The 22,523-nt window shown below is 39.9% G+C and carries 26 protein-coding genes and 1 pseudogene; 6 read left to right on the top strand and 21 right to left on the bottom strand.

The window, feature by feature from the left end; genetic code table 11:
* The coding region (locus tag ABDZ53_RS04455; protein ID WP_343754386.1) for a hypothetical protein at nucleotides 1-581 on the top strand (581 nt) is incomplete at its 5' end.
* 86 nt (nucleotides 582-667) lie between these two features.
* Here the strand turns inward: ABDZ53_RS04455 and ABDZ53_RS04460 are convergent.
* From ABDZ53_RS04460 to ABDZ53_RS04475, 4 genes are all read right to left on the bottom strand, one after another.
* The gene (locus ABDZ53_RS04460; RefSeq protein WP_343754387.1) at nucleotides 668-1,879 is read right to left on the bottom strand and encodes an acetyl-CoA C-acetyltransferase; all 1,212 of its coding nucleotides are present in this window, start codon (nucleotides 1,877-1,879) and stop codon (nucleotides 668-670) included.
* A gap of 160 nt (nucleotides 1,880-2,039) precedes the next feature.
* Nucleotides 2,040-2,678 (bottom strand): copper homeostasis protein CutC, encoded by a 639-nt coding sequence (locus ABDZ53_RS04465; protein ID WP_343754388.1) that lies wholly within the window; start codon nucleotides 2,676-2,678, stop codon nucleotides 2,040-2,042.
* Nucleotides 2,679-2,681: 3 nt separating this feature from the next.
* A complete protein-coding gene (locus ABDZ53_RS04470) occupies nucleotides 2,682-4,037 on the bottom strand; it encodes an APC family permease (protein WP_343754389.1) in 1,356 nt (451 codons plus the stop codon).
* Between the two features lie 62 nt (nucleotides 4,038-4,099).
* The gene (locus tag ABDZ53_RS04475; protein WP_343754390.1) at nucleotides 4,100-4,669 is read right to left on the bottom strand and encodes a GNAT family N-acetyltransferase; all 570 of its coding nucleotides are present in this window, start codon (nucleotides 4,667-4,669) and stop codon (nucleotides 4,100-4,102) included.
* Between the two features lie 113 nt (nucleotides 4,670-4,782).
* Here ABDZ53_RS04475 and ABDZ53_RS04480 point away from each other — a divergent pair, with 113 nt between their 5' ends.
* Nucleotides 4,783-5,406 carry a GNAT family N-acetyltransferase gene (locus ABDZ53_RS04480; RefSeq protein ID WP_343754391.1) on the top strand — a complete coding sequence of 208 codons (624 nt, stop codon included), beginning with the start codon at nucleotides 4,783-4,785 and terminating at the stop codon, nucleotides 5,404-5,406.
* An 83-nt stretch (nucleotides 5,407-5,489) separates the two neighbouring features.
* Here the strand turns inward: ABDZ53_RS04480 and ABDZ53_RS04485 are convergent, their stop codons facing one another.
* The 9 genes from ABDZ53_RS04485 to ABDZ53_RS04525 form a co-directional block, all read right to left on the bottom strand.
* Nucleotides 5,490-6,950, bottom strand: a complete 1,461-nt coding sequence (locus ABDZ53_RS04485) for a sodium/glutamate symporter (protein ID WP_343754392.1) — start codon at nucleotides 6,948-6,950, stop codon at nucleotides 5,490-5,492.
* 157 nt (nucleotides 6,951-7,107) lie between these two features.
* Nucleotides 7,108-8,097 carry a metallophosphoesterase gene (locus tag ABDZ53_RS04490; RefSeq protein ID WP_343754393.1) on the bottom strand — a complete coding sequence of 330 codons (990 nt, stop codon included), beginning with the start codon at nucleotides 8,095-8,097 and terminating at the stop codon, nucleotides 7,108-7,110.
* 150 nt (nucleotides 8,098-8,247) lie between these two features.
* A complete protein-coding gene (gene pgeF, locus ABDZ53_RS04495; RefSeq protein WP_343754394.1) occupies nucleotides 8,248-8,970 on the bottom strand; it encodes a peptidoglycan editing factor PgeF in 723 nt (240 codons plus the stop codon).
* Between the two features lie 16 nt (nucleotides 8,971-8,986).
* Nucleotides 8,987-9,415, bottom strand: coding sequence for an ester cyclase (locus ABDZ53_RS04500; protein WP_343754395.1), 429 nt, complete (start codon nucleotides 9,413-9,415; stop codon nucleotides 8,987-8,989).
* Nucleotides 9,412-10,173, bottom strand: a complete 762-nt coding sequence (locus tag ABDZ53_RS04505; RefSeq protein WP_343754396.1) for an ion transporter — start codon at nucleotides 10,171-10,173, stop codon at nucleotides 9,412-9,414. Before ABDZ53_RS04505 ends, ABDZ53_RS04500 begins: the two co-directional genes overlap by 4 nt.
* A gap of 87 nt (nucleotides 10,174-10,260) precedes the next feature.
* Nucleotides 10,261-10,977 carry a CBS domain-containing protein gene (locus ABDZ53_RS04510; protein WP_343754397.1) on the bottom strand — a complete coding sequence of 239 codons (717 nt, stop codon included), beginning with the start codon at nucleotides 10,975-10,977 and terminating at the stop codon, nucleotides 10,261-10,263.
* 92 nt (nucleotides 10,978-11,069) lie between these two features.
* Nucleotides 11,070-11,516 carry a hypothetical protein gene (locus tag ABDZ53_RS04515; protein WP_343754398.1) on the bottom strand — a complete coding sequence of 149 codons (447 nt, stop codon included), beginning with the start codon at nucleotides 11,514-11,516 and terminating at the stop codon, nucleotides 11,070-11,072.
* Between the two features lie 106 nt (nucleotides 11,517-11,622).
* Nucleotides 11,623-11,901, bottom strand: coding sequence for a hypothetical protein (locus tag ABDZ53_RS04520; RefSeq protein ID WP_343754399.1), 279 nt, complete (start codon nucleotides 11,899-11,901; stop codon nucleotides 11,623-11,625).
* A 422-nt stretch (nucleotides 11,902-12,323) separates the two neighbouring features.
* Nucleotides 12,324-12,893, bottom strand: coding sequence for an NADPH-dependent FMN reductase (locus ABDZ53_RS04525; RefSeq protein ID WP_343754400.1), 570 nt, complete (start codon nucleotides 12,891-12,893; stop codon nucleotides 12,324-12,326).
* A 79-nt stretch (nucleotides 12,894-12,972) separates the two neighbouring features.
* On the opposite strand from ABDZ53_RS04525, the gene ABDZ53_RS04530 reads away from it, so the two are divergent.
* Nucleotides 12,973-13,653, top strand: coding sequence for a TetR/AcrR family transcriptional regulator (locus ABDZ53_RS04530; protein ID WP_343754401.1), 681 nt, complete (start codon nucleotides 12,973-12,975; stop codon nucleotides 13,651-13,653).
* A 14-nt stretch (nucleotides 13,654-13,667) separates the two neighbouring features.
* On the opposite strand, the gene ABDZ53_RS04535 is transcribed toward ABDZ53_RS04530, so the two are convergent.
* Together ABDZ53_RS04535 and ABDZ53_RS04540 are read right to left on the bottom strand one after the other, a co-directional pair.
* Complete coding sequence (locus tag ABDZ53_RS04535) at nucleotides 13,668-14,969, bottom strand: hypothetical protein (RefSeq protein WP_343754402.1); 1,302 nt, start codon at nucleotides 14,967-14,969, stop codon at nucleotides 13,668-13,670.
* Nucleotides 14,966-15,496 carry an RNA polymerase sigma factor gene (locus tag ABDZ53_RS04540; RefSeq protein WP_343754403.1) on the bottom strand — a complete coding sequence of 177 codons (531 nt, stop codon included), beginning with the start codon at nucleotides 15,494-15,496 and terminating at the stop codon, nucleotides 14,966-14,968. The genes ABDZ53_RS04535 and ABDZ53_RS04540 overlap by 4 nt, the downstream gene beginning before the upstream one ends.
* A gap of 166 nt (nucleotides 15,497-15,662) precedes the next feature.
* On the opposite strand from ABDZ53_RS04540, the gene ABDZ53_RS04545 reads away from it, so the two are divergent.
* Together ABDZ53_RS04545 and ABDZ53_RS04550 are read left to right on the top strand one after the other, a co-directional pair.
* Nucleotides 15,663-16,187, top strand: a complete 525-nt coding sequence (locus tag ABDZ53_RS04545) for a hypothetical protein (protein ID WP_343754404.1) — start codon at nucleotides 15,663-15,665, stop codon at nucleotides 16,185-16,187.
* Nucleotides 16,188-16,202: 15 nt separating this feature from the next.
* On the top strand, nucleotides 16,203-16,418 hold the full coding sequence (locus ABDZ53_RS04550; protein ID WP_343754405.1) for a helix-turn-helix domain-containing protein: 216 nt from the start codon (nucleotides 16,203-16,205) through the stop codon (nucleotides 16,416-16,418).
* Nucleotides 16,419-16,465: 47 nt separating this feature from the next.
* Here the strand turns inward: ABDZ53_RS04550 and ABDZ53_RS04555 are convergent, their stop codons facing one another.
* The 3 genes from ABDZ53_RS04555 to ABDZ53_RS04565 all read right to left on the bottom strand — a co-directional run bounded on the left by ABDZ53_RS04555 (nucleotide 16,466) and on the right by ABDZ53_RS04565 (nucleotide 19,140).
* Nucleotides 16,466-17,020 carry an STM3941 family protein gene (locus tag ABDZ53_RS04555; RefSeq protein ID WP_343754406.1) on the bottom strand — a complete coding sequence of 185 codons (555 nt, stop codon included), beginning with the start codon at nucleotides 17,018-17,020 and terminating at the stop codon, nucleotides 16,466-16,468.
* Entirely contained in the window at nucleotides 17,020-17,565 is a 546-nt protein-coding gene (locus ABDZ53_RS04560; RefSeq protein WP_343754407.1) for an STM3941 family protein, read from the bottom strand. The genes ABDZ53_RS04555 and ABDZ53_RS04560 overlap by 1 nt, the downstream gene beginning before the upstream one ends.
* A 471-nt stretch (nucleotides 17,566-18,036) precedes the next feature.
* Nucleotides 18,037-19,140 (bottom strand): Leu/Phe/Val dehydrogenase, encoded by a 1,104-nt coding sequence (locus ABDZ53_RS04565; RefSeq protein ID WP_343754408.1) that lies wholly within the window; start codon nucleotides 19,138-19,140, stop codon nucleotides 18,037-18,039.
* A 132-nt stretch (nucleotides 19,141-19,272) separates the two neighbouring features.
* On the opposite strand from ABDZ53_RS04565, the gene ABDZ53_RS04570 reads away from it, so the two are divergent.
* On the top strand, nucleotides 19,273-20,169 hold the full coding sequence (locus ABDZ53_RS04570) for a LysR family transcriptional regulator (RefSeq protein WP_425541675.1): 897 nt from the start codon (nucleotides 19,273-19,275) through the stop codon (nucleotides 20,167-20,169).
* Nucleotides 20,170-20,174: 5 nt separating this feature from the next.
* Here ABDZ53_RS04570 and ABDZ53_RS12900 read toward each other — a convergent pair whose 3' ends face one another.
* From ABDZ53_RS12900 to ABDZ53_RS04580, 3 genes and pseudogenes are all read right to left on the bottom strand, one after another.
* Nucleotides 20,175-20,984 (bottom strand): dihydrolipoamide acetyltransferase family protein, encoded by an 810-nt coding sequence (locus tag ABDZ53_RS12900; protein WP_425541676.1) that lies wholly within the window; start codon nucleotides 20,982-20,984, stop codon nucleotides 20,175-20,177.
* Nucleotides 20,975-21,506, bottom strand: a pseudogene (locus tag ABDZ53_RS12905) (biotin/lipoyl-containing protein); the annotation flags it as partial. The pseudogene ABDZ53_RS12905 and the gene ABDZ53_RS12900, both read right to left, overlap by 10 nt.
* A gap of 14 nt (nucleotides 21,507-21,520) precedes the next feature.
* Nucleotides 21,521-22,507, bottom strand: coding sequence for an alpha-ketoacid dehydrogenase subunit beta (locus ABDZ53_RS04580; protein ID WP_343754410.1), 987 nt, complete (start codon nucleotides 22,505-22,507; stop codon nucleotides 21,521-21,523).
* Nucleotides 22,508-22,523 lie beyond the last annotated feature (16 nt).

A 22,523-nucleotide genomic window follows, 5' to 3' on the forward strand; every position in this document is an offset into this window, starting at 1 on the left:
CAAAACAGAAATGGCCTGCGTTCGACAAAGCACTTAAGAATCCCACTGCTTTAGCTGTGGGAGTGTCAAAGTATTTACTTTATTTAATTGCTTTAACCGGGTTGATTGTCTTTTATGCACTAGACAGACTCATTGCTCGAGCCTATGAAAAAGAGGAAATTGATAATCCGAATTTAATCAATTCTGCCATTTATAAAGCACACATGGTTTTCTTTGCATTTTATAATGCAATGATTGGGTATCTGTTGACTTCCCGAGAAGAAATGGAAGCCTCTATTCTGATTTATTTTATTGCCTTTGCTCTACATTTTATAACGAATGATTGGACCTTGCGCCATCATCACGAACATGTTTATGACAAATACGGACGATGGATTCTTTCTTTCAGTATCCTAGCCGGCTACTTTTTAGGGGTATTTACGGACTTTTCAGATTTCTTCATCGGAAGTATTGAGGCTTTTGTAGCAGGAGCAATGACCTTAAACGTTATAAAAAATGAATTGCCTTCTGAACGCCAAGGTAAATTAGAAGGGTTTTTAACGGGTGTGATTGGTGCTGGTTTGTTATTTACGTTCTTATAACGCAAAATAAGGAAGGCGTCCATGAGTTCATTCGGACGCCTTCCTTATTTTTATTTGATTTAATAGTGTGTAGCTTTTGGAGAATCTTATTTGTCTGTGTTTTTGACTAAGACAGCGACTCCCATGCCTCCACCAATACATAAAGAAGCTAAGCCGTAGGTTAACCCCTGTTTTTTCATGATGTGAATCAATGTGACCAAGATTCGGTTGCCGCTTGCTCCGACCGGGTGGCCTAACGCAATAGCTCCCCCGTTTAAATTGGTTCGTTCAAGCATGTAGTCTTTACTCACACCAAATTCATCTGATATTTCTTTCAGTACGCCTAAACTTTGAGAAGCAAAAGCTTCATTCAATTCAAAGACATCAATGTCTTCAAAGGAGATACCAGCTCGTTCAATGGCTTGCTTAATAGCTGGAGTAGGTCCTAACCCCATAACCGAAGGATCGACTCCTCCTTGACCTATAGCTACCACTTCTACCAGAGGGGTGAGCCCATTTTCTTCAGCGTACGCTTCACTTACTAACAAAGTGGCGCTAGCCCCATCATTAATACCCGAGGCATTACCAGCTGTTACTGATCCGTCTTTTTTAAATACAGCACGCAACTGATTTAATTTTTCCTCTGTTGTGCGTCGATTAGGGTATTCATCGGTATCTACAGTGATGGTTTCTCTACGGTTTTTTGTCTCTACAGGCACAATTTCATCTTTAAACGATCCGTTATCTACGGCTTCAATCGCTCTCTTTTGAGACTGGATCGCAAAACTATCTTGATCTTCACGGGTAATACCATATTGTTCAACAATATTTTCAGCGGTTACTCCCATGTGATAGCCTTCAAAAGCATCCGTGAGAGCATCATCCAGCATGTGGTCGCCTATTTTATAGCCGCCCATTTTTTGTCCTATACGATTTTTCCAGGGAATCATATAAGGCGCCTGACTCATGGACTCTGTTCCCCCAGCCACTACTGCTTTATATTCGCCGCCTCTTATACCTAAATAAGCGTTCATGACTGTTTTCAAGCCGCTTCCACATACCATATTAATCGCATAAGCAGGAACAGTGGTGCCAATACCCGCTTTGATTGATGCTTGACGGGCAACTCCCTGCCCTTGTCCAGCAGGTAAAACATTTCCTAATAATACTTCATCAATATCCTCTTTATTTATGCCGCTTTCTTCTAAAACACCTTTAATAGCGTAACTTCCTAAATCAGAAGCTGAAACGTCTTTTAATGCACCTAAAAAATTTCCGATTGGTGTACGTTTGGCCCCAGCAATATAAACTTTATTCATTGACGTCTCCCTTTCCCTCACTTATTTATATCCATCATTGTACAAGCTATCTTCCATTTTATAGAATAATCACGTGAAGTAAAGGAAACAGGGAAATCTTTGAATAAATTTAAACTTTCAAAAAGCCCCTACTCACCCTGTGAGTAAGGACTTCTCTCTTTTATAAGGGGACAACTTTAGTCCCGTGGAACTGGTTGGTATTTAATGTGCGAGACAACTCTGGCAAGTTGTCATGAGTTACACCGCCTCCAGGCAGTATTTGTATTCTATCATTGGCCCATCGGATGGTGCGATTAATGGACTCACTGTTGTCTAAAGCCGATCCTTCTTTCCCACCTCTTGTGAGAATTCGGGTGACTCCTTTGTCAACAAGCCATTCGAGCACTTCTTTCTGACTTTCTTCCGGAATGTGGTCAAAGGCCATATGGAAAACGACTTCTCTGTTTGCTTTTTGAGCAATGGCAATGAGTTCATTTAAGATAGACTGGTCTAACTGCCCCTCTTCTGTTAGACAGCCAAACACCAGACCATCCACTCCATTGTCTACTGCCTCATGCGCTTGTTTTATCATGGTTTCTTTTTCTTCATCACTGTAGACAAAATCTCCCCCTCTAGGGCGGATCATAGAGACGACTTGTACACCGCGCATATGAGCGTAATTCACTGTTTCGCGCTGGACTTCTGAGTGGGGCGTCGTTCCCCCTACGTCCAAACGGTCACACAATTCAATTCGATGAATCCCTTTTTCAATCGCTTCTGGAACACGATCGAAATTCTCAGCACAAAATTCTAAAAGCATGGCTTATCCCTCTTTTACTCGTATTTGTTGGCTTCTTCCATATACATATCCTATCACACACACCATAAAAGAAAACAATAAGAATAGAGGACTGTAAAGAGGATTAGAAAACAGCCCTCCTACCAAAATAATTAAGGATCCGGCTAAACCTAAAACAGGAGCCACATAACCGAGAAAGCGACTGGTTATCACTTGCCTTCTTTTCAGTTGAATGACTTTTATATAAAGCAGCGTATAAGCTAAATAGCTAAAGACAATCGCAATTTCACTGATATCTCCCCCGCGAAGAATATCAAACCGCTGTGTCAAATAGTGCACACCTAACCAAAAGACGGTAATCACATAAGCGAAAACAGCTGATTGGGGAGATAAGCCCGTTTTATCCTTTACCTTCATAAATGTTTGACTGGAAGGAATCATGCCTTTGCTGGCTAAGGTATGAGGTAAACGAATGTAGCCTAGACTTATTCCGTTAACGACTCCCAATATAGCAATTAAGACAAAGGCTAGTAAAATTCGTTCGCCGCTTGCTCCAAATAGAGAATAGCCTACTTGATTGATGGCTTCGTCTCCCATCGTTAAAATGTATTCCGATCCGACTACCGATACCATTCCCAGGAAGAAGGTGAGGTAAACGGCTAATACAATGAGCGGTCCGATGGCTAATGCGATGGGCATATTGCGGCGATGGTTTTTAACTTCTTGCGTAATGGAAGTCGATACAATCCATCCATCAAAAGAAAAGGCAATAGGAGCCAAAGCCGCTAACCAGCCCCACCCGACTTGGCTGGTTTCTACCAAAGCAACCCCACTTGGTATCGAAGGACTGCTTTGTGTCCAGAAGAGGCCTGCTAAGCCAATTCCGATCAACGGGATCATCTTCACTACGGTGGTCACATTTTGGAAACGCCCACCCATTTTGTATGACACATAATTCATTAAAAAGAAAAAGCTCAAATACCCAAAGCCAATAGCGGTTTGAAACTCTAAAGAAGAGGATAACCCAAATAGGGAGACTGTGTAAATCCCACTCACCCAGCTGACTACCGCTGTAATCGTTGGGAAATAAACAAAGAGCTGAAACCAGCCAAAGGCGCTCGCTGCTTTTGAAGAAATAAATTCTTCATAGTAAGAAATTACCCCGCCACGCTTTTTTGTACGACTGGCTAATTGAGACAGGGTCATACTTCCGAAGATGACACAAAAGGCTCCTATAATAAATACAAGCACACCTAACCACACGTTTCCACCGGTTTCTATTAATATATCATCTGCTTTAAAAAAAATACCGGACCCGATACATATACCGACAATCATCGATATGGTTGTACCCAGTCCGTAACGTTGCTCCTCCTGCATACTGCTTTCATCCTTCATATCTTAAACTTTTTATTATCCACTATAATATACCAGACCTCATTTCAATTTTGAACCATAAAATAATAATCCTTTATTTCATGACGAGAATCTCTTTTAAAGCCAAATTTTTCATACAGGTGCTTCGCTCTGTCATTCGTTTTTAAGACATATAAACTCACTGTTGAAATTCCTTTTCTCTCTTTACTCATCCTTAAGATATTTTCCATCAGTTGATGACCGATGCGATTTCCTCGCCAGCTTTCTTTTACTGCTAAAAATCCAATATAGAGTTCGTCCTGATGCGGTTTACGACTCGTTTCTAAACTTTCCTTTGCAAACTGATACATCTCTTTTAAGCAAATATGCTTGACTGCAGCAGCTAGTTTCGCAACAAGTGACACTGATATTTTTGTTTTCCCTCCGTGTGTCAATGAAAAGGCACCAATGACTTCTTCCTCTTCCTTTAAAACATAAACAGTCATATTAAAGGCCTCACTTTCTTCCAGCCAAAGCAGTCTAATTAATGTTTCAAGGGTCTCCTTGGATAAATGAGTATCCTCTCCATAAAAGGCATTAACAACCCTTTCACTTAACTCTTTACTATCTCTGTGTTGCATCACTTCTAACTTCATTCAAAAACTCCTTTTAAAATTTTCCTGGTTCATCTTAACATGAATCAACTTTTTCATCATTCCATACGCCCGCATGATATAATGAGAGAATCAATGTGAGAAAGAGGGATTCGATGCCTCCTATTCAGTATAGATCCTTAAATAAAAAAGATTATTCCAAAGTAGCTGACTTATTGAGAGCGGCATTCCAATATGATAAGGTCGCTGGCAAATGGAATGCTCACCGGATGTCTTATGTTTTTATGTATGCTTGCCTGGCAGAACATACCTATACGCAAGTGGCTGAAGTAGACGGTAAGATTGTCGGATTAGTTGTCGGCAAAGGTGAGGACGTGCCTTTAACATCCACCTTATTAAACTGGAAACTCTACTTCCATTACTTTTTACTTTTATTTACAAACGAAGGAAAGGAAATTGCGCTCTCCTTTAGACGAAACAGTCAAACAGATGACGCTCTTTACAAACAAGCCAAGGAACCTTATAACGGGAAACTCATTGTCTTAGCTGTTCATCCCGATTACCAGCATGAAAAGATCGGGAGCCAGCTATTTGATTTTTTTATAGACTATCTTAAAGAACAAGAAGCCAAAACTTTCTTTTTATTCACGGACAGTCGACTAAACTACTCGTTTTATGAGACAAAACAACTCAAAAGACAAGCGGTCGTTTCCAGATACATGCCCCTTTATAAGCAAAGAGTACACTTTTTCTTATACTCTGGAAAAGTAGTCCACTAGTTTAATGAAAGAGACATTAAAAAATCAGTGAATCGTTTGAGCTGTTTAGTACACCTCTATCGATTCACTGATTTTTTCATTTACTACTCACTACTTTTACGTGCTTGGAATGTTCTAGTATTTTCTCTTGCTTTTGCTCTCTTAGGATTAAAGTAAACTAACCCGAAAACTAAAAAGATGATAGTAATACTTCCAGTGATAGCTAAGAAAACGAGTGGTCCAAATTCAAAAATCAATGGGAGAGAAGCCGATGTGACAAGGCCTCCTCCAACAAATGGTTCAAATAGAATTTGTTTGTATCCGAACCCTTCTAATGCTGGTGTTTGTTGATCAGGATCCGCGACTTTCATTAGTAATAACCCAGTCGCTGCCATACCTGTTTGCTGACCGTAATCCCCCAACCCTCTTTCGAACCAATGGTCAGGAAGCATTTTAGGGCCTAGGTATAAGAAAGCAAAGGTCGTCCATGCCGCTCCGGTTACAGCGATTAACACAAACGGGATGATATTGTCTCCGATAACATCGAGTGACAACGTCGCTAATGCCGACACGAGCAGGACATCTAAAGCTAAACCTGAAATCTTGTTCACTAAATTGGGATCGATATAGTTCTCAATCCCCCGCTTTTCAAATACTTTTTGTACAACCATCCCGCCAATCATAGCGAGTGGGAAAAGCGGAATATAAGAGAGTAAGTGAACCCCTGTCCACGCTCCCCAAGTACTGGCTTCTAATAAAATCAGACCCTGTTGAATCACATACCCAATGAGTATGGCTACTCCAACTAGAGATAAATGAAACGCAAGCGGCTCAATCGCTTTAGGCTCTCTCACTTCTTGTTCCATTTCATATCCGTATGTGTCACTGATTTGTTCTTTTTCTTCTTCTGTCATTTCTTTTTTGCCATCGACATACTTGGCTATTCCTCTTCGGTGTGCGATGTTAATAATCGCGATCCCTACAATGACTCCAAATAAGATACCGATCGTGGCTAAGCCTAAAGCCAAATCAGCCCCTTCTGGAAAGCCGAGTTCATTAAAAGTAGGGCCTAATCCAGCTGCTGTTCCGTGTCCTCCTACAAAGGCTATTTCAATCAAACCTGCCGCGAGTGGGTTGGTCCCAAACACAGGAGTTAAAACAAAGTAGGTCAACAATACGCCGATAGCATACTGGCCAAAAGAAACGGTGTGTCCCATAACAATTTGCGGACCCGCATTATTCCATATCTTTTTCACGCTGGGAACCGTTTGACCTAAAAATAAGGCCGCAAACACAATATTAATAAACATACCTGGCAAAGGAGACCATGCATCTAATATAAATTCAGGAATCAGTCCGTTATAAAAAAAGGACCCTTCATTTAATACTGTTGAGGTGATTCGACCCAATACTTGAGGCCCCACTATTAAGGCTAGAAAACCTCCAATGATAGAACTAGGTAAAAATAATCGACGTAACCATTTGGTTTTAAATCGAATCAATTTCCCAAGAAGCAGGAAGACCCCGATTATAAGAAAACTAAAACCTATCATCTGTGCTGACATATACATTCTCCCTTCATAAATACACAGTTTCTGATTTTTCTATTATATACCTTTTTTTTTATGAAAACAAAACGGAGGACTCTTTTTACGTTATGTGAAGCTTTTAAACAAAAAAACCTCCTATCCAACAACTGGATAAGAGGGAATAGTTTAAGTCTTAAATTTCTTCTTCTCTAAAGGCCGCACGTGTTTCTCTTTCTTTCTTCGTCCGCTGGATTTTTAATTTGGCTAGATATTCAATCACTTCTTTAGGCTTACGAATGTCAAAGGACTCTATCGGTTCAGGTCCACGCATTGTTTCTCGTTTAATATGCAAAACGCCCTGTTCATCCACCTTTTCTTTCCAGCGCACTAACCGAATCATGCCTTCCGTGAGCTCAATGGCCGTTATACTGGCCGGGTAGATGCCACATCCTGTGTTAAAGTAGGGGACGTCATTGTTTTTCGGAAACTTAAACCGGTGCGTATGCCCGCAAAGCAGGGCCCTTCTGTGTTTGAGTATCCACTTGCTGTAGTTTCGTTCAATACGGTGACGTTTGGATACATTTTTTACCGGACTAGTGGGGTTCCTAATACCGAATCGATGCAGGAACCGCCAGAAAAACTTTAAGGAAACCATTGTAAAGAACCAGAACTGATCATTAGGTGCGTCTCCTTGATGTCCGTGCAGGACAAACAATTCCTGACTTGTTTTGCGGTGCCTCAAAACAACTGCCTCTAAAGGTTCAATCCCTTTAAGGAAATCAAAATATTCTTCCGTATATTCATCATAATTAGTATGTAAATACTTTTCGATAAATTTCGGATTATCAAGGTATATATCATGATTTCCGTAAATTCGAATATATCTGCCTTCATCATACAGCTTTTTGATTCCTTCATAAATATCGGCATGAGCATTTTTGATGTGGTTGAGATTGGAATATTCTAAAAGCTCTTCTCCGTCTCCTACTTCAATGAACGTATAGTTATTTTCATAATATTCATTAATGGCATGCATAAAGAGATTACGATTTCTTAAGAATTCATCTGAAACACTCCCGTCTCCTCTATGCGCATCACTCATGAATACAAAGCGGGAATAATCATCAAAGTATAGTGTTTTCGCCTTGTCATAGGCCTCGGTCAGACGCTTATCCGTGAACATGAGCCTTCCCTCCTCTAAAAGCGGTTGCTTACATTTAGTATACGTTATCGCCCCATTTGAATAAAGCAATAGGCTGTTTCTCCTGGAGACAAAAAAATACACAAGTGATGAAGCACCTGTGCTTTTCTTTATTAAATGGGGTAAAGGTTCTTATTTCATCAGTGTTATCAGAGCATTTAACTGATAGTCTGGACCTTCTTTTCTTGCCGAATGCAGGCGGGAATCGCTGTAAGTGGATGATATTTCCATCTCGATGTTCTCTGCTGGTATCCCTGCCTCTGATATAAGAGACAAATTGGCTTTTAACATATCCAGCACATATTTATTTCCACGGGGCTTAAAAAAGGAATCTCTATTGGAAAAGGAATCAAAGGCATCATAAACTTCTGAACCGACTTCATAATTCTCTTGATCAATCGATGGACCTAAGTAAACGAGTATGTTTTCCCTTTGACAGTGAAATTCTTTTTCCATTTTTTCAATGGCTCGAAGTGAAATGCGTTGGCAGGTCCCTCTCCAACCTGAATGCACACTGGCCTGAACTTCTCTCACTGGATCGAATAAGACTACTGGCGTACAGTCCGCAAATTTTATGAGCAGCGCCATATTCTTTTTATCTGTTATCAATCCATCTGTGTCTTTAAAGGTTCTCCCATATAAAAAGGGTTCGCCATTCGTGCCATCCGCATACTCAATATGAGCTGTATGCTTTTGCTGGGCAGAATACAATTCTGTCGGATGAATACCCAACTCATTCACTAGCCTATTCACATCGTTCTTAACTGTCTGACCTATTTTTTGAGAACGAAAATTGTATGCCGATCCCGCTACTTTGTTTATTAACCCATGTGCTTGAAGTCGTTTTGAATACATCTATTTTCTCCTTGCATTAACTTACGATTTCCAATTGTTCGAGTAAGTGAATGCCATCTGAGGTTACCCAGTAATCTGTAATCATTCCTTCTTTAATACGTAACATATCATTTCCACTAAAGGCTACTCTTTTCCCTACCTCAGCTTGAGCTCCTGGCATGCCGCCTAAGTAGTTTCCACTATATGTCCATCGAGCAGAGACGTATTCCCCTTCTACAATCGGCCCGACATCCACTGTCATCGAGACGCGGTCAAACAGGACTTTAGCTTTATCAATGATGCCTTTTAAAGCCTCTGCTCCTGCTTTATCTGTCACGGACTCTTCGTCTGTTCTAATTTGATGGATTGTACACTGTTCAGCTGCAATGTCTTTTACTTTTCGACTATCGCCGTTCCATGCATCCACCCATAAGTGATACACCTCTTTATTTGACCTTACTGTCACTCTACTTCCTCCTTAAACATTTCATTATTATTCAATTTGTTTTCTTTTTCATTTTCTATCTCTTTTATATAGCCTGCTGTGATGACACTTGTTGGAAGAGCAATAATGATTACTCCAACAATATAGGATAACATAGAAAAAAGCTGACCGGTTAATGATATCGGATAAGTGGCTCCATAGGCTACCGTTGTGACCGATGCTGTTGACCAGTATAACGCTTCTAGAAACGTTGGGAAAGTCTCCGGCTCGATGTTAAACACTAGTAAAGCAGCTATAAAAATATAGGCGAGTGTGAGACCTCCAACTAATATGAGAGAGTCTTTCTGCTTCACAACCGTTCGCTTTAGTAAAGCGAAACTTTTTGAATAACGAAATACCCGAAATGTCCGAAAGATTCTAAATGATCGGGACAGTCGAAACAATCGGAACAACCGTAGAGACTGATTCAAGACAGTTAAAAAGGGCAAAATAGCCAACATGTCTATAATGGCATATGGCGTAAAGGGATAGGTTAAAAAAGCGACAACTGGCTTTTTATGTTCAAATTTGATGTCCGCCGTGATGAACCTTAATATATAATCTATGACAAAGAATACAATAGCTACGGTTTCAATCATTACTAAAGTCTGTGTTTGCTGATGAGACAGTAAGGGAAGAATGCTAATCAGCGTGAGAAAGATATTCCCTATATTATATACCTTACTTAAATAGCTTGTATCATCTTTGACATCCAATACGGAGTATAAGTGTTTGCGCATGGCCATCCTCTTTATTTTTCATTTTTATTTATTATATCATAGTCAATTAAATAGAATAGACTCCCCTATGGAAGTCCTTTAAACGAATTACTTGTTGGCAACCACCTTTGGCATATCCCATGGAGTGATAATGCCTACCAAATCTTCTCTTTTCTTGACCTGATTATTTTTAGCTATAAGCAAGACATAATTCGTTCGTCCTTCTTTGATTCGGTTCATAAAAAGCTCTTCTATGTCAAAAATAGACGTATCCTGAGGGATCACTTCGAAAAAATCTTGTTCTTCTTCCACTTCAAGAACATCTTTAATACGTGTTTCCTTAATGGAAGTTAAGTCTTCATCAATATGATCAGCTAAAAATTTCGTTATACCTATGGACGTGATAATTCCTACCAGTTTATTCCCTTTGAAGACAGGAAATTGAGTATAGTGTTCATTTTTGACGAAGTTCAAGACATCCACCAGTTTGTCCTCCTCGTCAATTGAATAGACTTTTCTCAAAAAGAGGTCTTTAGCTACTTTATTGTATTTTATTTTTTGAGTGACCTGTTTCATTTCTTCTATTAAGTAATCACTCGGCTGAGCAATGGCCTCATTTTTTATCGTATGATGAGTTAAAAGGTTTCTTAACTCTCTATAAAAATTAATTTGAGAGTAGTAGGTTTCAATCACTTTGTCTTTTTGTTTGCTTGCTGTGCCTAACAACTCTCCAAAATGGGTATCCGGGGCTTTATTTACTTTTTCAGCCACTGCTTGATGGAGCTCGTTAAAGGCATGCAAAAATTCCTGAAAATTGTTATCCATTTTATCTCTCTTCTCCTTGTTCATTTCCTTACTCATATTTCTTATTATGAAGTAGAAAACTCCAAGCATCTGAATTGGAGTTTTCACTATTTTTAACTATCTCTGAGCTTTTTTATGGGTCTTCCTTCATTATCATACACATAATCCTGCACTTTTTTGCCATCAGCCATCGTTAATACCAGTCTATCGCGGTAAGGTTCGGCTAATTCATCAAATAAATAGGCTTCATCATGAAGTTGATGTTTGGAACGTAAGGCTTCAATTTCACCGGGTTTTCTTAATCTATACCTTTTGCTTGGCAATTTCCCATCTAGTGTCCGTTTTTCAATACGATACACGTAGTTGTCGCCATTGTATTTAATCTCTAAAGCTCCAGAATTCGTTCTTCTGTATTCAGCTTGGGGATAATCTTCTTTGTGTAGTTCCCACCAGGCTTTAATACCCTTAATTGCTTCTTCCTCGGTTTTGTAACTGCCATGTTCTTTTTTCAGTTTCGTTACACGATTGAGCCAATAGTTAGTATAAACTGTTTGTTCCATTAACATCGCTCCTTCTTCTTTAGATTACCTTTAGTGTACCTAATTTAAGAAGGATTTGAAATTGAAATTGCTGAAAAATTCATTTTGTAAGAAGACTGTAATGAGTCTAAGAGCGTCCCTTTTTGAAGAATGCGATAATTTGGCGTATAACTATCGTTCCCAGAGAAACCACCGCACCTACAAAGCCGACATTTAAAAACAGAGCTCCAATTGACGATAGTGTACTGGTTTCTGTTTGAGCTTGTATTTCAACAATTTCTTCAACCGATAATTGCGCTGCATCTGGAACAGGTTTCTGATCTTCCCATAGAAAATAGCCTAAGAGCATAATGGCTATACTTACGCCCAATCCGATAAGTAATTTTTTCGTCAGTGTATCTTTCATATTCTACTCCTTGGTTCTGTCGTATATTTATCCTACCATATAATTGTTATGAGTGACTCTTCATTTTAAAATTATGACATGACAGCTCACAAAAAAGCAGATAGAGGAACCAAAACTCTACCTGCTGAATAATTAATCGATATATATAGGATTAGAAATAACGAGCAGCTCGTTTTCTTTCTCTTTGATTTTCCCCCAAATTTCTAGTTTTACGTACCCTTTTTCTAGAGAGAGTGAGAAAGACGCTGTATCTGTCACGGCTTCTTCTTTAATGACTTCGTTATTATAAACCTCTAGTCACTCTATTTGGATATAATCTATAAACAACTCAACAAACTGTAAGGAAGTAAAAAAATTGCTGATATGTTCTAATCTTCAAAAAAAGAAGAGCTGGAAGGCTCTTCTTTTCAGTATGATGTATATTATCCGCGGATTGATTTTAATCCTTTAGACCAGTTAACTGTAGTTTCAATAACGGCTTGGATAGTTGCGTTATGTACTTCTGCTGGACGGAATGTTGTCATTTCTTCGAAGTCTGTAAATAAGTTGAAAGCGCCGAATGGTCCAACTGTCGCAACGTTCATGTTAGATAAGATAGTACGTAGGTTTAATGTTGCGGCCACTCCTAAAGTTGAACCGTACCCTACGATTCCAGCTGCTTTATCAGACCACTCTGATCCTAAATAGTCTAGTGCATTTTTTAATGCTGGTGAAACAGCTTTATTGTATTCTGGAGTAATATAGATGTAACCGTCTAAAGAATCAATTTTCTCAGACCATCTTTGGTTTTCTTCTCCTTCATACTGTTTGTTAGCCATTGCTGGTGGCATTGCTTCGTTGAAGATTGGTAGGTCGTAATCTTTGATGTCTACGATCTCGAATTCTGCCCCTTCAATATTTAAGTTTTGTGCTTTTTGTAAAACATACTCCGCTACTTGTCCGTTTAAACGGGCGTCACGTGTACTTCCAGTAACAATTCCAATTTTTACCATTATATATTCCTCCTGAATTTTGATTGTGTCTAATTACTAACTTTTAGTAAGTTGACTACATTTATTATTCTATAGGAGGTTGACTAAAAAAGAAACCAACAGTATAGTGGATATGTTACTTAAACAACAGAAACTAAAAAATGTCGATTTAGCTTGCGAAAAAGGAAGTATGACAACGATGAAACAAGTGTATACAGATCCACGTGTGTTACGAACCAGAAAATTAATTATGGATTCCTTTATTGCCTTATCCAATAAAAAGGATTTTAACGATATCAGTGTGAAAGACATTACCGAAGATGCCATGATTAATCGGGCGACTTTCTACAACCATTTTTTAGATAAATACGATTTGCTCGAACAAGTCGTTTCTGAAAAATTATCCTTAAATTTAAATTGTTCTTCTAAGGAGCAGGAAATGACATTAGAAGAGACATTTAAACAGATTTTCTTCTCACTGGTTAACTTTGAACAGTCTATTGAACGTCACCGGGAAAGACAGGAAGAAACTGAGACCATTGATTCGATTGTTCAGCTCGAATTAAATAACATCTTTCAAGAAGCCCTAACGAGTCAGGAGTTAATCACTGACCCTCTCCTCAGCTTTAAATTGGCTTCCCTTTTAACTCATACCGTAACGGGATTAAGCTCAGATTATAATCGATTCCACAAAAAGGAACAGCCTGAAGAATACATTAGACCTTTATTACCCTATATTTTAAATGGCATCGCACAGAAAAATTCTAGGACTCTATCTTAAGAGCCCTAGAATTTTTATTTTTTTAAGGTTCTTTCTTTAATCGTGCGGTAGACTTTTTCATTCGGTTCATACTGTGTGTCTTGAATGAGGTTTCTCACTTCTATGTTTGATAGTGGATGCCTGTCATCCCATGTATGGCCCGTATTCGTTTGTTTCTTTTTTACTGTCTGGTTTTTTTGCCAGATAAAGAGAGCAGTGACAGCCCCCATTCCAAGTAAAACCAGTCCGACTACCCAGCTGGTATGCGTATCAGTCGCCGTGTTTTCAAAAAGAGCTTCTTCGGTTGTTTCTGCTTGTACTCCGACTTCCACCTGCACTCTGTCTCCGTATCTTTCGTTAAATAAATCTGTGTATTCTTCCAAATGCTCTTCACCCACTGTGACGATGATGCGATCAGACTGTATCCCTGACGAATAAACCGGATGGTCTCCTGCCATAAAGAATTCTTCTGTGATTTCTTCTTGTACTTGATTCAGTTCGTTTAGCGAATACTTGGCGTCTAAAAAATCAATCTGTTCAGCAGAATGGGGGACTAAATCCAGTATGTCTTGTCTGGCTTCATGGGTGTTTTCGACGAGTCCTATCTCCCACGTTGTCTGGTCTGAATGCAGGCGGACAAAACTTATATTGTCTGGCCAATTTTCCGTTATGGCCCAGTACTGATAACGCCAGTCAATCGTTCCGTCGTCTTCACCAAAATGGTGAGTAACGTACTCTTCTGTTCCATAATCTGGTTCCGGCGGGAGTAAAGACAGGTAATATCCGACCCAATCTACTGGATCCAGCTTGAACTCAGATTGTGGATGGACAACTAAGCGCTCTCCATACTCCCTTTCAAAGTACTCTCTGTATTCTTCTAAGTGTTCTTCTTCTGCAAATAGGGCTACGGCTTCTTTGTCCCAGCTGACGCCCCAAATATCATATTCTAGATTCTCTCCAGTCATATAGCTTTGGCTCAATTGGTTTTGAAAGGCTTTTTGCTCTTCTCTCGAATACGTTGCATCCATAAAGACTATCTCTTCAGCTGAATAGGGGACCTTCTCTAATATGGTTGTTCTATTTTCTTCGGTATTTTCCGTCAGTCCCACCTCAAAGTGCGCTTCTTCTGTATATTCGACATACCCTACGTAATCTGGAAATCCAGCAGTTGTATCCCAGTAAGCGTAACGCCACCACATGGTTCCGTCGTCCGTCTCCATGCCTTCTACTCGAACACCTGGGTCAATTTCTTCAGTGTCTCTTTGAGAAAAGACCTGACCCGGAAATAAAAGAAGACAAAGGATACTTACACATAAGACAATCCATCCTTTTTTCATTGGTAGCCACTCCTTCCTTCTAAACTTTCTTTTACTTGTTTAATGGCTTTGCGGTACCGCCACAAAACAGTACCTAATGGTTCGTCTACTAATTCCGCCATATCTTTAAACTTCATCTCTGCATTTAAACGCAAGGTAACAAGCTCTCTTTCCCGTTCATCTAGTTCCCTGATTGCTTTTTCAACATCCAGTCTTATCGCAGCATCCCCTTCGATAGAGTAACCATGAGAAACGGCTTCTTCATCGTACTCAATCGATTCTCGGTATTTCCGTTTGTAGTCAATCGCCAAATTCCGTGTGATCTTAAAAATCCAGGCGCGAGGCTTTTTTATCGTGGAGGGAGGAGGCGTTTGAGACAACTTGAAAAAAACTTCCTGCATAATGTCTTCAGACAAGGGGATGTCATAAGTCATGCGGTAAATGATGGTGTAAACAGGTGTCTTGAGCTCCTGATATATTTTATTAAAGGCTTCTTCATTCCCTTTCCGGAAAAGGGTTAATTGATCGATCAATTCTTTGTTATTCATTGCTTTCCTCCCTTCACTTACTATGACGGTTTAAAAGAATAATTTATTGGTGATTTATGTAAATTTTCTTTAAGTCAATTTATTATCGTTTATCGATAATAAATTGTTGTGTTTCGTTGTTTTTTCTATTATACTCTACTTAAGATTAAAAAAGGAGTGAATTTAAATGAATGTAAAACATTTTCGATTCATATGCAAGCTTTTATCCGGTTTATTTAAAGGGCTTGCTACAGTGGGTATTGGTATTGTTGTTTTAGGTTTTTATCTTGTTCTTTTTACTGATACTGGTTCTTTTAATTTTGAAATAGATGGCTTCAGTCTATTTGTCTCACAGAGTTATATAGAAGAAGAAATATTTTCAACCGCCGCACTTATTGTTTCTCCATACATTATTGGTTTATTTGCCTATGTCTTATTTAAAGGTAGTTCATTACTCGACCAGTTGGAAGCAGGCCATTCTCCTTTTAACTCGACGTTTGCTTACAATCTCAAAAAAATCAGTCTAGTACTTATTATTTCAGATATCAGTACCCCTCTATTATATTCCTTGTTTGTCACCCTACTAGCCGATGGCCATTATTTTAATATTGCTCTTGGCAGCTCCTTTGTTATCGGATTGATTTTGTATGCAGTAGCGGAAATATTTAATTATGGTATTGAACTGCAGGAGTTGTCAGATGATACTATTTAGAAGGAGGCCTTTCGCATGCCTATTATTGTCAGGTTAGACCGTGTGATGGCTGATCGGAAGATTCTTTTAAAGGATTTAGCAGATGAAGTCGGCATAACAAATGTGAATTTGTCAAAACTAAAAACAGGTAAAGCCGTTGCGATCCGTTTTTCTACTTTAGAAGCTCTATGTGAAGCCTTGAATTGTCAGCCAGGTGATTTGTTGGAATACGAAACAGATGAGAGTGAATAGAAAGAAGCATTCTTCTGATGAGTGAAGAATGCTTCTTTTACGTATAGTTATGGAATAAGTTTCAATCGTCGTCTGTGCTGGTTGATACTCTTGACTATTTTGTCATATTCCTCGCGGTTCTGTCCGTGTACTTCTATGTCTACCCATCCGATTCTAAGAATGTGCCTTCTAAATAGGAGTATCATTTTCTTCAGAAGCGAAGCTGACTGTAGCAGTTGCTTCTCGTCTTTTAATTTGATTGATATGATTCGTCTTCCTAGCTGATGTTCTATCACTACCTTCCTCATATTCTCATAAGGAATCACCATATGAGAAGATAGAAGTGAGCTGTTATCTCTCACACCTTCTTGTGTAATTTCTAAAATCGGTTTATCTGTGACCGCTCTGTAAATGAGTTGAATAAATAAGTACCCGAAATAAAGAATGCCTAGGCTTCCCACCACTAGACTGGCTATTGGAGTAGCTGGTCCTAATATATAATGTTCAAGGCCAAGTGTGATACCGACATACATGAGGGCGATACACATAGTGAGAGCTATTCCGCCGGCAATGAGGGATTGCGTTAATCCTTTTTTAGGATAATAATAAGTTAACACTTCCATTAGGCTCCCCTTCCTGCTCTTTCATTAATGACTTGAGCATACCTCTCTAGGTCAGCGACTGACTGCCCCTTTAAAGTAATAATCACTAAGCTCGTACCAAACTGATTTTTATTCGTCTTCATAGTTGTTCTTTTTAATGCGGAAACACTATTCAAAACAGCCTCTTCATCTTTCACATCAATCGCCAGATAATCGTTCCCTTGAAAAGACTGTACTGACGCTTTTTCAATATTTGAAAAAGGGATCATCGTTTTCGTGGCAATAGCCGTACTGTTGTCTATGACTCCTTGATCTGTAATCTCTAATGCCGGCTTCGGAGAAAAATAGCGCATCAGCCAGAAATAAACGGAGAATCCAAAAAACACGAAACCAATCACTCCTGATATAAGCGCTAAAGGAGAGGTCCACGACCCCAGAAGGGCTAGTTCATAGGTTCCTTCCCAACCAATATAAGCTACCCAAGCACTTACTATAGTCATCAACGCACTTAACCCCAACAATAAAAGCAGCTGCTTTTTAGGTACATCAATTTTTATCGTTTCCATCTTATGTGTCTCCTTTTGTATTCTTTCTCTCAGTATAGATAAAAAGAATGCAATTTTCACCTTATATCATAAGCTAGGCAAGAAAATGATAATAAAAATGATCACTGTATCAGTCGACTAAGTAAGAACTAGGCACTTTTGATCATCCTTTGAATTGGGCGATTTATAAAAGTCCGTACGACATCATACAAATGTTAAATAAACTTTGGAATGATAGGGAAAGGGCCTAACCTCATCAGTTGACTGTCTAAAATAAAATGGAATGATAGGGAAACAGTCTTTCCTCATCATATCAGGTTTCAAAAAGTGGCGGTATGATAGTGAAAGGCTGATTGATCCTCATACCAAAAAATAAAATAGAGTCGCATGAGGGTGAAACTTTTATGACTTCTATTGGCATGAAAAAAGAGACAGACTCTTTCATGTCTCTCTCTTTTCATGGTACTATTCAATGAATTGGTTTGAGTTGTTTTATCTATTAAGAATGGATTTATGGTCCCGGACATACACCTTTTTCGTTTTTCTCACAGCTTGGATGCGTTCTTCAGCTAATTTATCCGCTGCTAGGTATGTCGGTATGCCATCTCTTTCTGAAATATCAAACACTTTTTCAATCTGGTTGTATATATTTTCAACTGATTTTTTAGCTCGTTCGGCATCGTAGCCGCCGTTGAATTCATCAGCCACTTGGATAACCCCACCAGAGTTAATAATATAATCCGGTGCATACACTAGTCCCATCTCATGCACTCTGTCTCCATGTCGAGGCTCTTCAAGCTGATTATTCGCCGCTCCGGCAATTACCTTAATTCCTGCGGCTTCCATTTTTTCTAAAGAGGCATCATTGATGGTTCCACCTAAAGCGCATGGGGCATAAATGTCAGCTTTGACATCAAAAAGTTCATCCGGCTGAACCACTTCGCAACCCAACGCGGCGGCTTTTTCTCTAGGTCCTTCAAAGACATCTGTTGCGTAAATCTTCGCTCCCTCAGCGAGAGCTTTTTCAGCTAACACATGCCCCACTTTTCCAAAGCCTTCCAGTATAATCGTCCGTTCTTCAAGGGAATCCGTTCCGTAAGCCTTTTTCACAGCTGCCTTCATACCCATATAGACTCCGTGAGCAGTGGATGGCGAAGGATTGCCAGAAGAACCAGGCTTTAAACCTGCTCCCACCACATAATTGGTTTCTTGGTAAATATAGTCCATTTTTTCCGTATCTGTTCCCACGTCTGCGGCTGTAATATATCGGCCATTTAACCCTTCCACAAAACGTCCAAAAGCTCTAAATAAAGCTTCTTCATTGACGTCATTATTCGGATCTTTTAAAATAACTGTTTTAGCTCCCCCGATTGGTAAGCCGCTGGCTGCATTTTTATATGTCATGCCTCGAGCCAATCTCAAAGCATCTTTTATGGCATCTTCTTCTTTTTCATAAGCCCAGTAGCGGGTGCCACCCAGTCCAGGTCCTAAGGTTGTATCGTGAATACAGGTGATGGCTCTTAAGCCTGTCTCCTCGTCATTCATAAATACGATTTGTTCGTAATCATACTTCCCTAACTCTTTAAAAATATCCATACTGATTGTCCTTTCTGTATATAAATGATAGGGGCATTAAATAATAAGATCTTTCTTATTTTAGAGTAAAGCCTCCTCTCATTCTCTTTTTATTGTATACTGAAATTAATGATTAAGTCATGATTGAACGGAGTGGTTAAAATAGATATTAAGCAGCTGAAATACTTTATTGAAATCGCTAACACAAGGAACATGTCTCAGGCAGCCCGGAACTTGTTTGTCACTCAGCCGACTCTTTCCTTTACCATTAAAAAGCTTGAAGCAGAACTGAATACTGAATTATTTGATACGCATGATAAAACATTCAGGCTTACACGTTCCGGAAAACTTCTGTATAAAAAGGGTGGAGAAATAGTTAAAGAATTTGATGAATTAGTCAATAAAATACAAAAAATGAAATCAGACTCCAAAGAAACCATTCGTTTAGGTTTAACTATTTTATTTGCTGTTCAGTATATGCAGCAGATTTCCAATTTTATCGCCACTCACCAGAACGTCGAATTGGTTATCATACAAAATGGGTCTCGAAAAATTCAAGCCATGTTAGCTGAAAACGAACTCGATATTGGCCTGGTTTCTTTCCCAAATACACAGTCCCAGTGCCTTACCATTGAACCTTTGAATACATCCACTAAAGGGTACAATGTTCACGTCGTCTTACCGGAAAACAACCCTCTTTCGAATAAGAAAGAGTTACGTTTCGAAGACTTGAAAGGCCAGCGCTTTTCTACTTTAAGTGAACACTTTATGCTTGGACAAATGCTGTTTGAGCGCAGCCGTCATTTAGGTTTCGAACCGGATATTGCGATGGTTCACGATGATTTACAAGTCTTATTATACAGCTTGCAGAAGCTGGATTCCATCTGTCTGCTTCCTATTGAATACAAACAGATTGGAGCACTGGACGGCTTGAAGTGGGTGCCTCTCAAAGATAAACATGACTATTTTCCAATAGGCATAGCACTCAAGAGAGGCACCACTCCCACCAAAGCTGTCAATGATTTAATGAGAGAAATCAAAAAGAACTAAGTCTATTAAAAGACATCCGCTTCATCATTAAATCGTTTCAAGTTTTCTTTCACATCATTCAAGAAGCGTCCGGCCTGCAAGCCATCCAAAATGCGGTGGTCAATTGATAAGCACAAGTTCACCATATCTGCCGCTTTGAACCCACCGTCATCTGTTGGGACAAGCTGCTTCCGAATGCTTTCGACTTGTAAGATAGCCGCCTGAGGGTGATTGATGATGCCCATTGATTGAACAGAACCGAATGAACCAGTGTTGTTGACGGTCATTGTTCCCCCCTGCATCTCTTTACTCGTTAAGCGCCCTTCTCTTGCACCTGTAGCCAGTCTATTAATTTCTTTTGTCAGGCCGACAATAGAATACTCATCTGCCTTCTGGACAACCGGTACATATAAATGCTCTTCTGTCGCCACTGCAATCGATATATTGATATCTTTATGGTAAATAATGTTTCCATTATCCCATGTCGTATTGATAACCGGGTGTTTTTTAATCGCTTGGACCACAGCTTTCACAAAGAATGGGAAGTAAGACAAGGACACGCCTTCCCTTTCTTTAAAAGTCTCCTTAACCAGATTGCGTAGCGTGACCAGGTTAGTCACATCAGCCTCTACCATCATCCAGGCATGTGGAATTTCATTGACACTTTGAACCATTTTCTTAGCAATCGCTTTTCTAACACCGTCTGCCGGAACAACTGTGTCAGCTCCTTTAGAACTTGCTTCTTTTGAAGAATCCGATTCAATAACAGCTAATTCTCTGGAAACGGGCTTCTCCTCTGGTTTCTCTTTCAAAGAAGCGACATCCACATTCAACACATCTTTACGTGTGATACGCCCATGCTTCCCTGTCCCTTTCATCTTTGACAGGTCTATCCCGCGCTCTTGAGCTATCCGAACAACAGCTGGTGAATAACGGGCTCGAGGAGAGTCGTCATCAGTGGACGGGCTGGGAGTGTTTTCCGGCCGGGTATCGACTTCAACTGTTCCTTCTTCCGCTTCCTTATCTATCTCTGTATTGATATGATCCATAAACTCTTCTGAACGTTCCCCTTCATCTGAAGGAGAATCCTCCGCTGCTTCCGTTTCGTCAGCCTCACCCTCTACTTCAATCGATAGAATCGGTGTGCCTATTTCTACATCCGTATCCGTTTCAATGAGAAATTCTTTCACCGTTCCTGAGTAATTAGACGGTATTTCAGTTGTCACTTTATCCGATACCGCCTCTGCAATCGGATCGTATTTATTCACCTGATCGCCTACTTGAACAAGCCAAGTCGCTATAGACGCTTCTGTTACACTTTCCCCCAAATGAGGCATCGCAATTTGTTTAATAGCCATTAAGCGTTCCTCCTTTAAAATTCTGCCAATTCGCGCATCGCATGCAGTACTTTTTCCTCATCCACTAAAAACTCTCTTTCAAGAGACAAAGCATAAGGCATACTAGGTGAATCAGGTCCGGCCAGTCTTTTAATGGGAGAGTCTAAATCAAATAAAGCCTCTTCCGCAATAATAGCCGAAATCTCACTCATCACACTACCCTCTTTGTTATCTTCCGTTACGAGCAAGACTTTCCCTGTTTTTTTAGCTGCTTTCACTAGTGTTTCTTTATCTAATGGATAAAGAGACCGCACATCAACCACTTCTGTTTCGTAGCCTTCTTTGCTTAACGTTTCAGCCGCTTTCAGTGCATGATTCAGCACCATGCCGTAACCGATAACGGTGAGGTCTTCTCCTTCTCGAATCACATTGGCTTTATCTAAAGGCACAACGTAATCCTCTTCTGGAACCTCCGCTTTAAGCAGACGATACAAGCGTTTATGCTCATAAAACAGCACGGGGTCATCTGAACGGATCGCTGCTTTAATCAGTCCTTTAGCATCGTAAGGGGAAGAAGGGGTCACAATACGTAAGCCCGGCTGTCCGAATAACACTTTTTCTGTTGACTGGGAGTGATACAAGCCGCCACGCACGCCGCCTCCATATGGGGCACGGTAGACAATCGGGACAGTCCAGTCTCCCTTAGTTCGGTAACGCATCCGTGAGGCTTCAGAAATCAACTGGTTCACAGCCGGTAAGATATAATCCGCAAACTGAAACTCTCCAATGGCTCTGTAGCCCACCAAACCTAAACCGACGGCTAAGCCCCCAATTTCAGCTTCCGTCAATGGGGTGTTAAAACAGCGGTCATCTCCGAATTTTTCGGCTAACCCTTTAGTGACACCGAACACGCCCCCTTTAACGCCCCCCACATCTTCTCCGAAAATAACGACTTTATCATCCCGAGCCATTTCTTCTTCTATTCCTTTATTAATGGCTTCTAAGTAAGTCATAACTGGCATAATTCTCTCATCCTTC

The sequence above is a fragment of the Alkalibacterium iburiense genome (assembly GCF_039521845.1).
GTDB classification, from domain to species: Bacteria; Bacillota; Bacilli; order Lactobacillales; family Carnobacteriaceae_A; genus Alkalibacterium; species Alkalibacterium iburiense.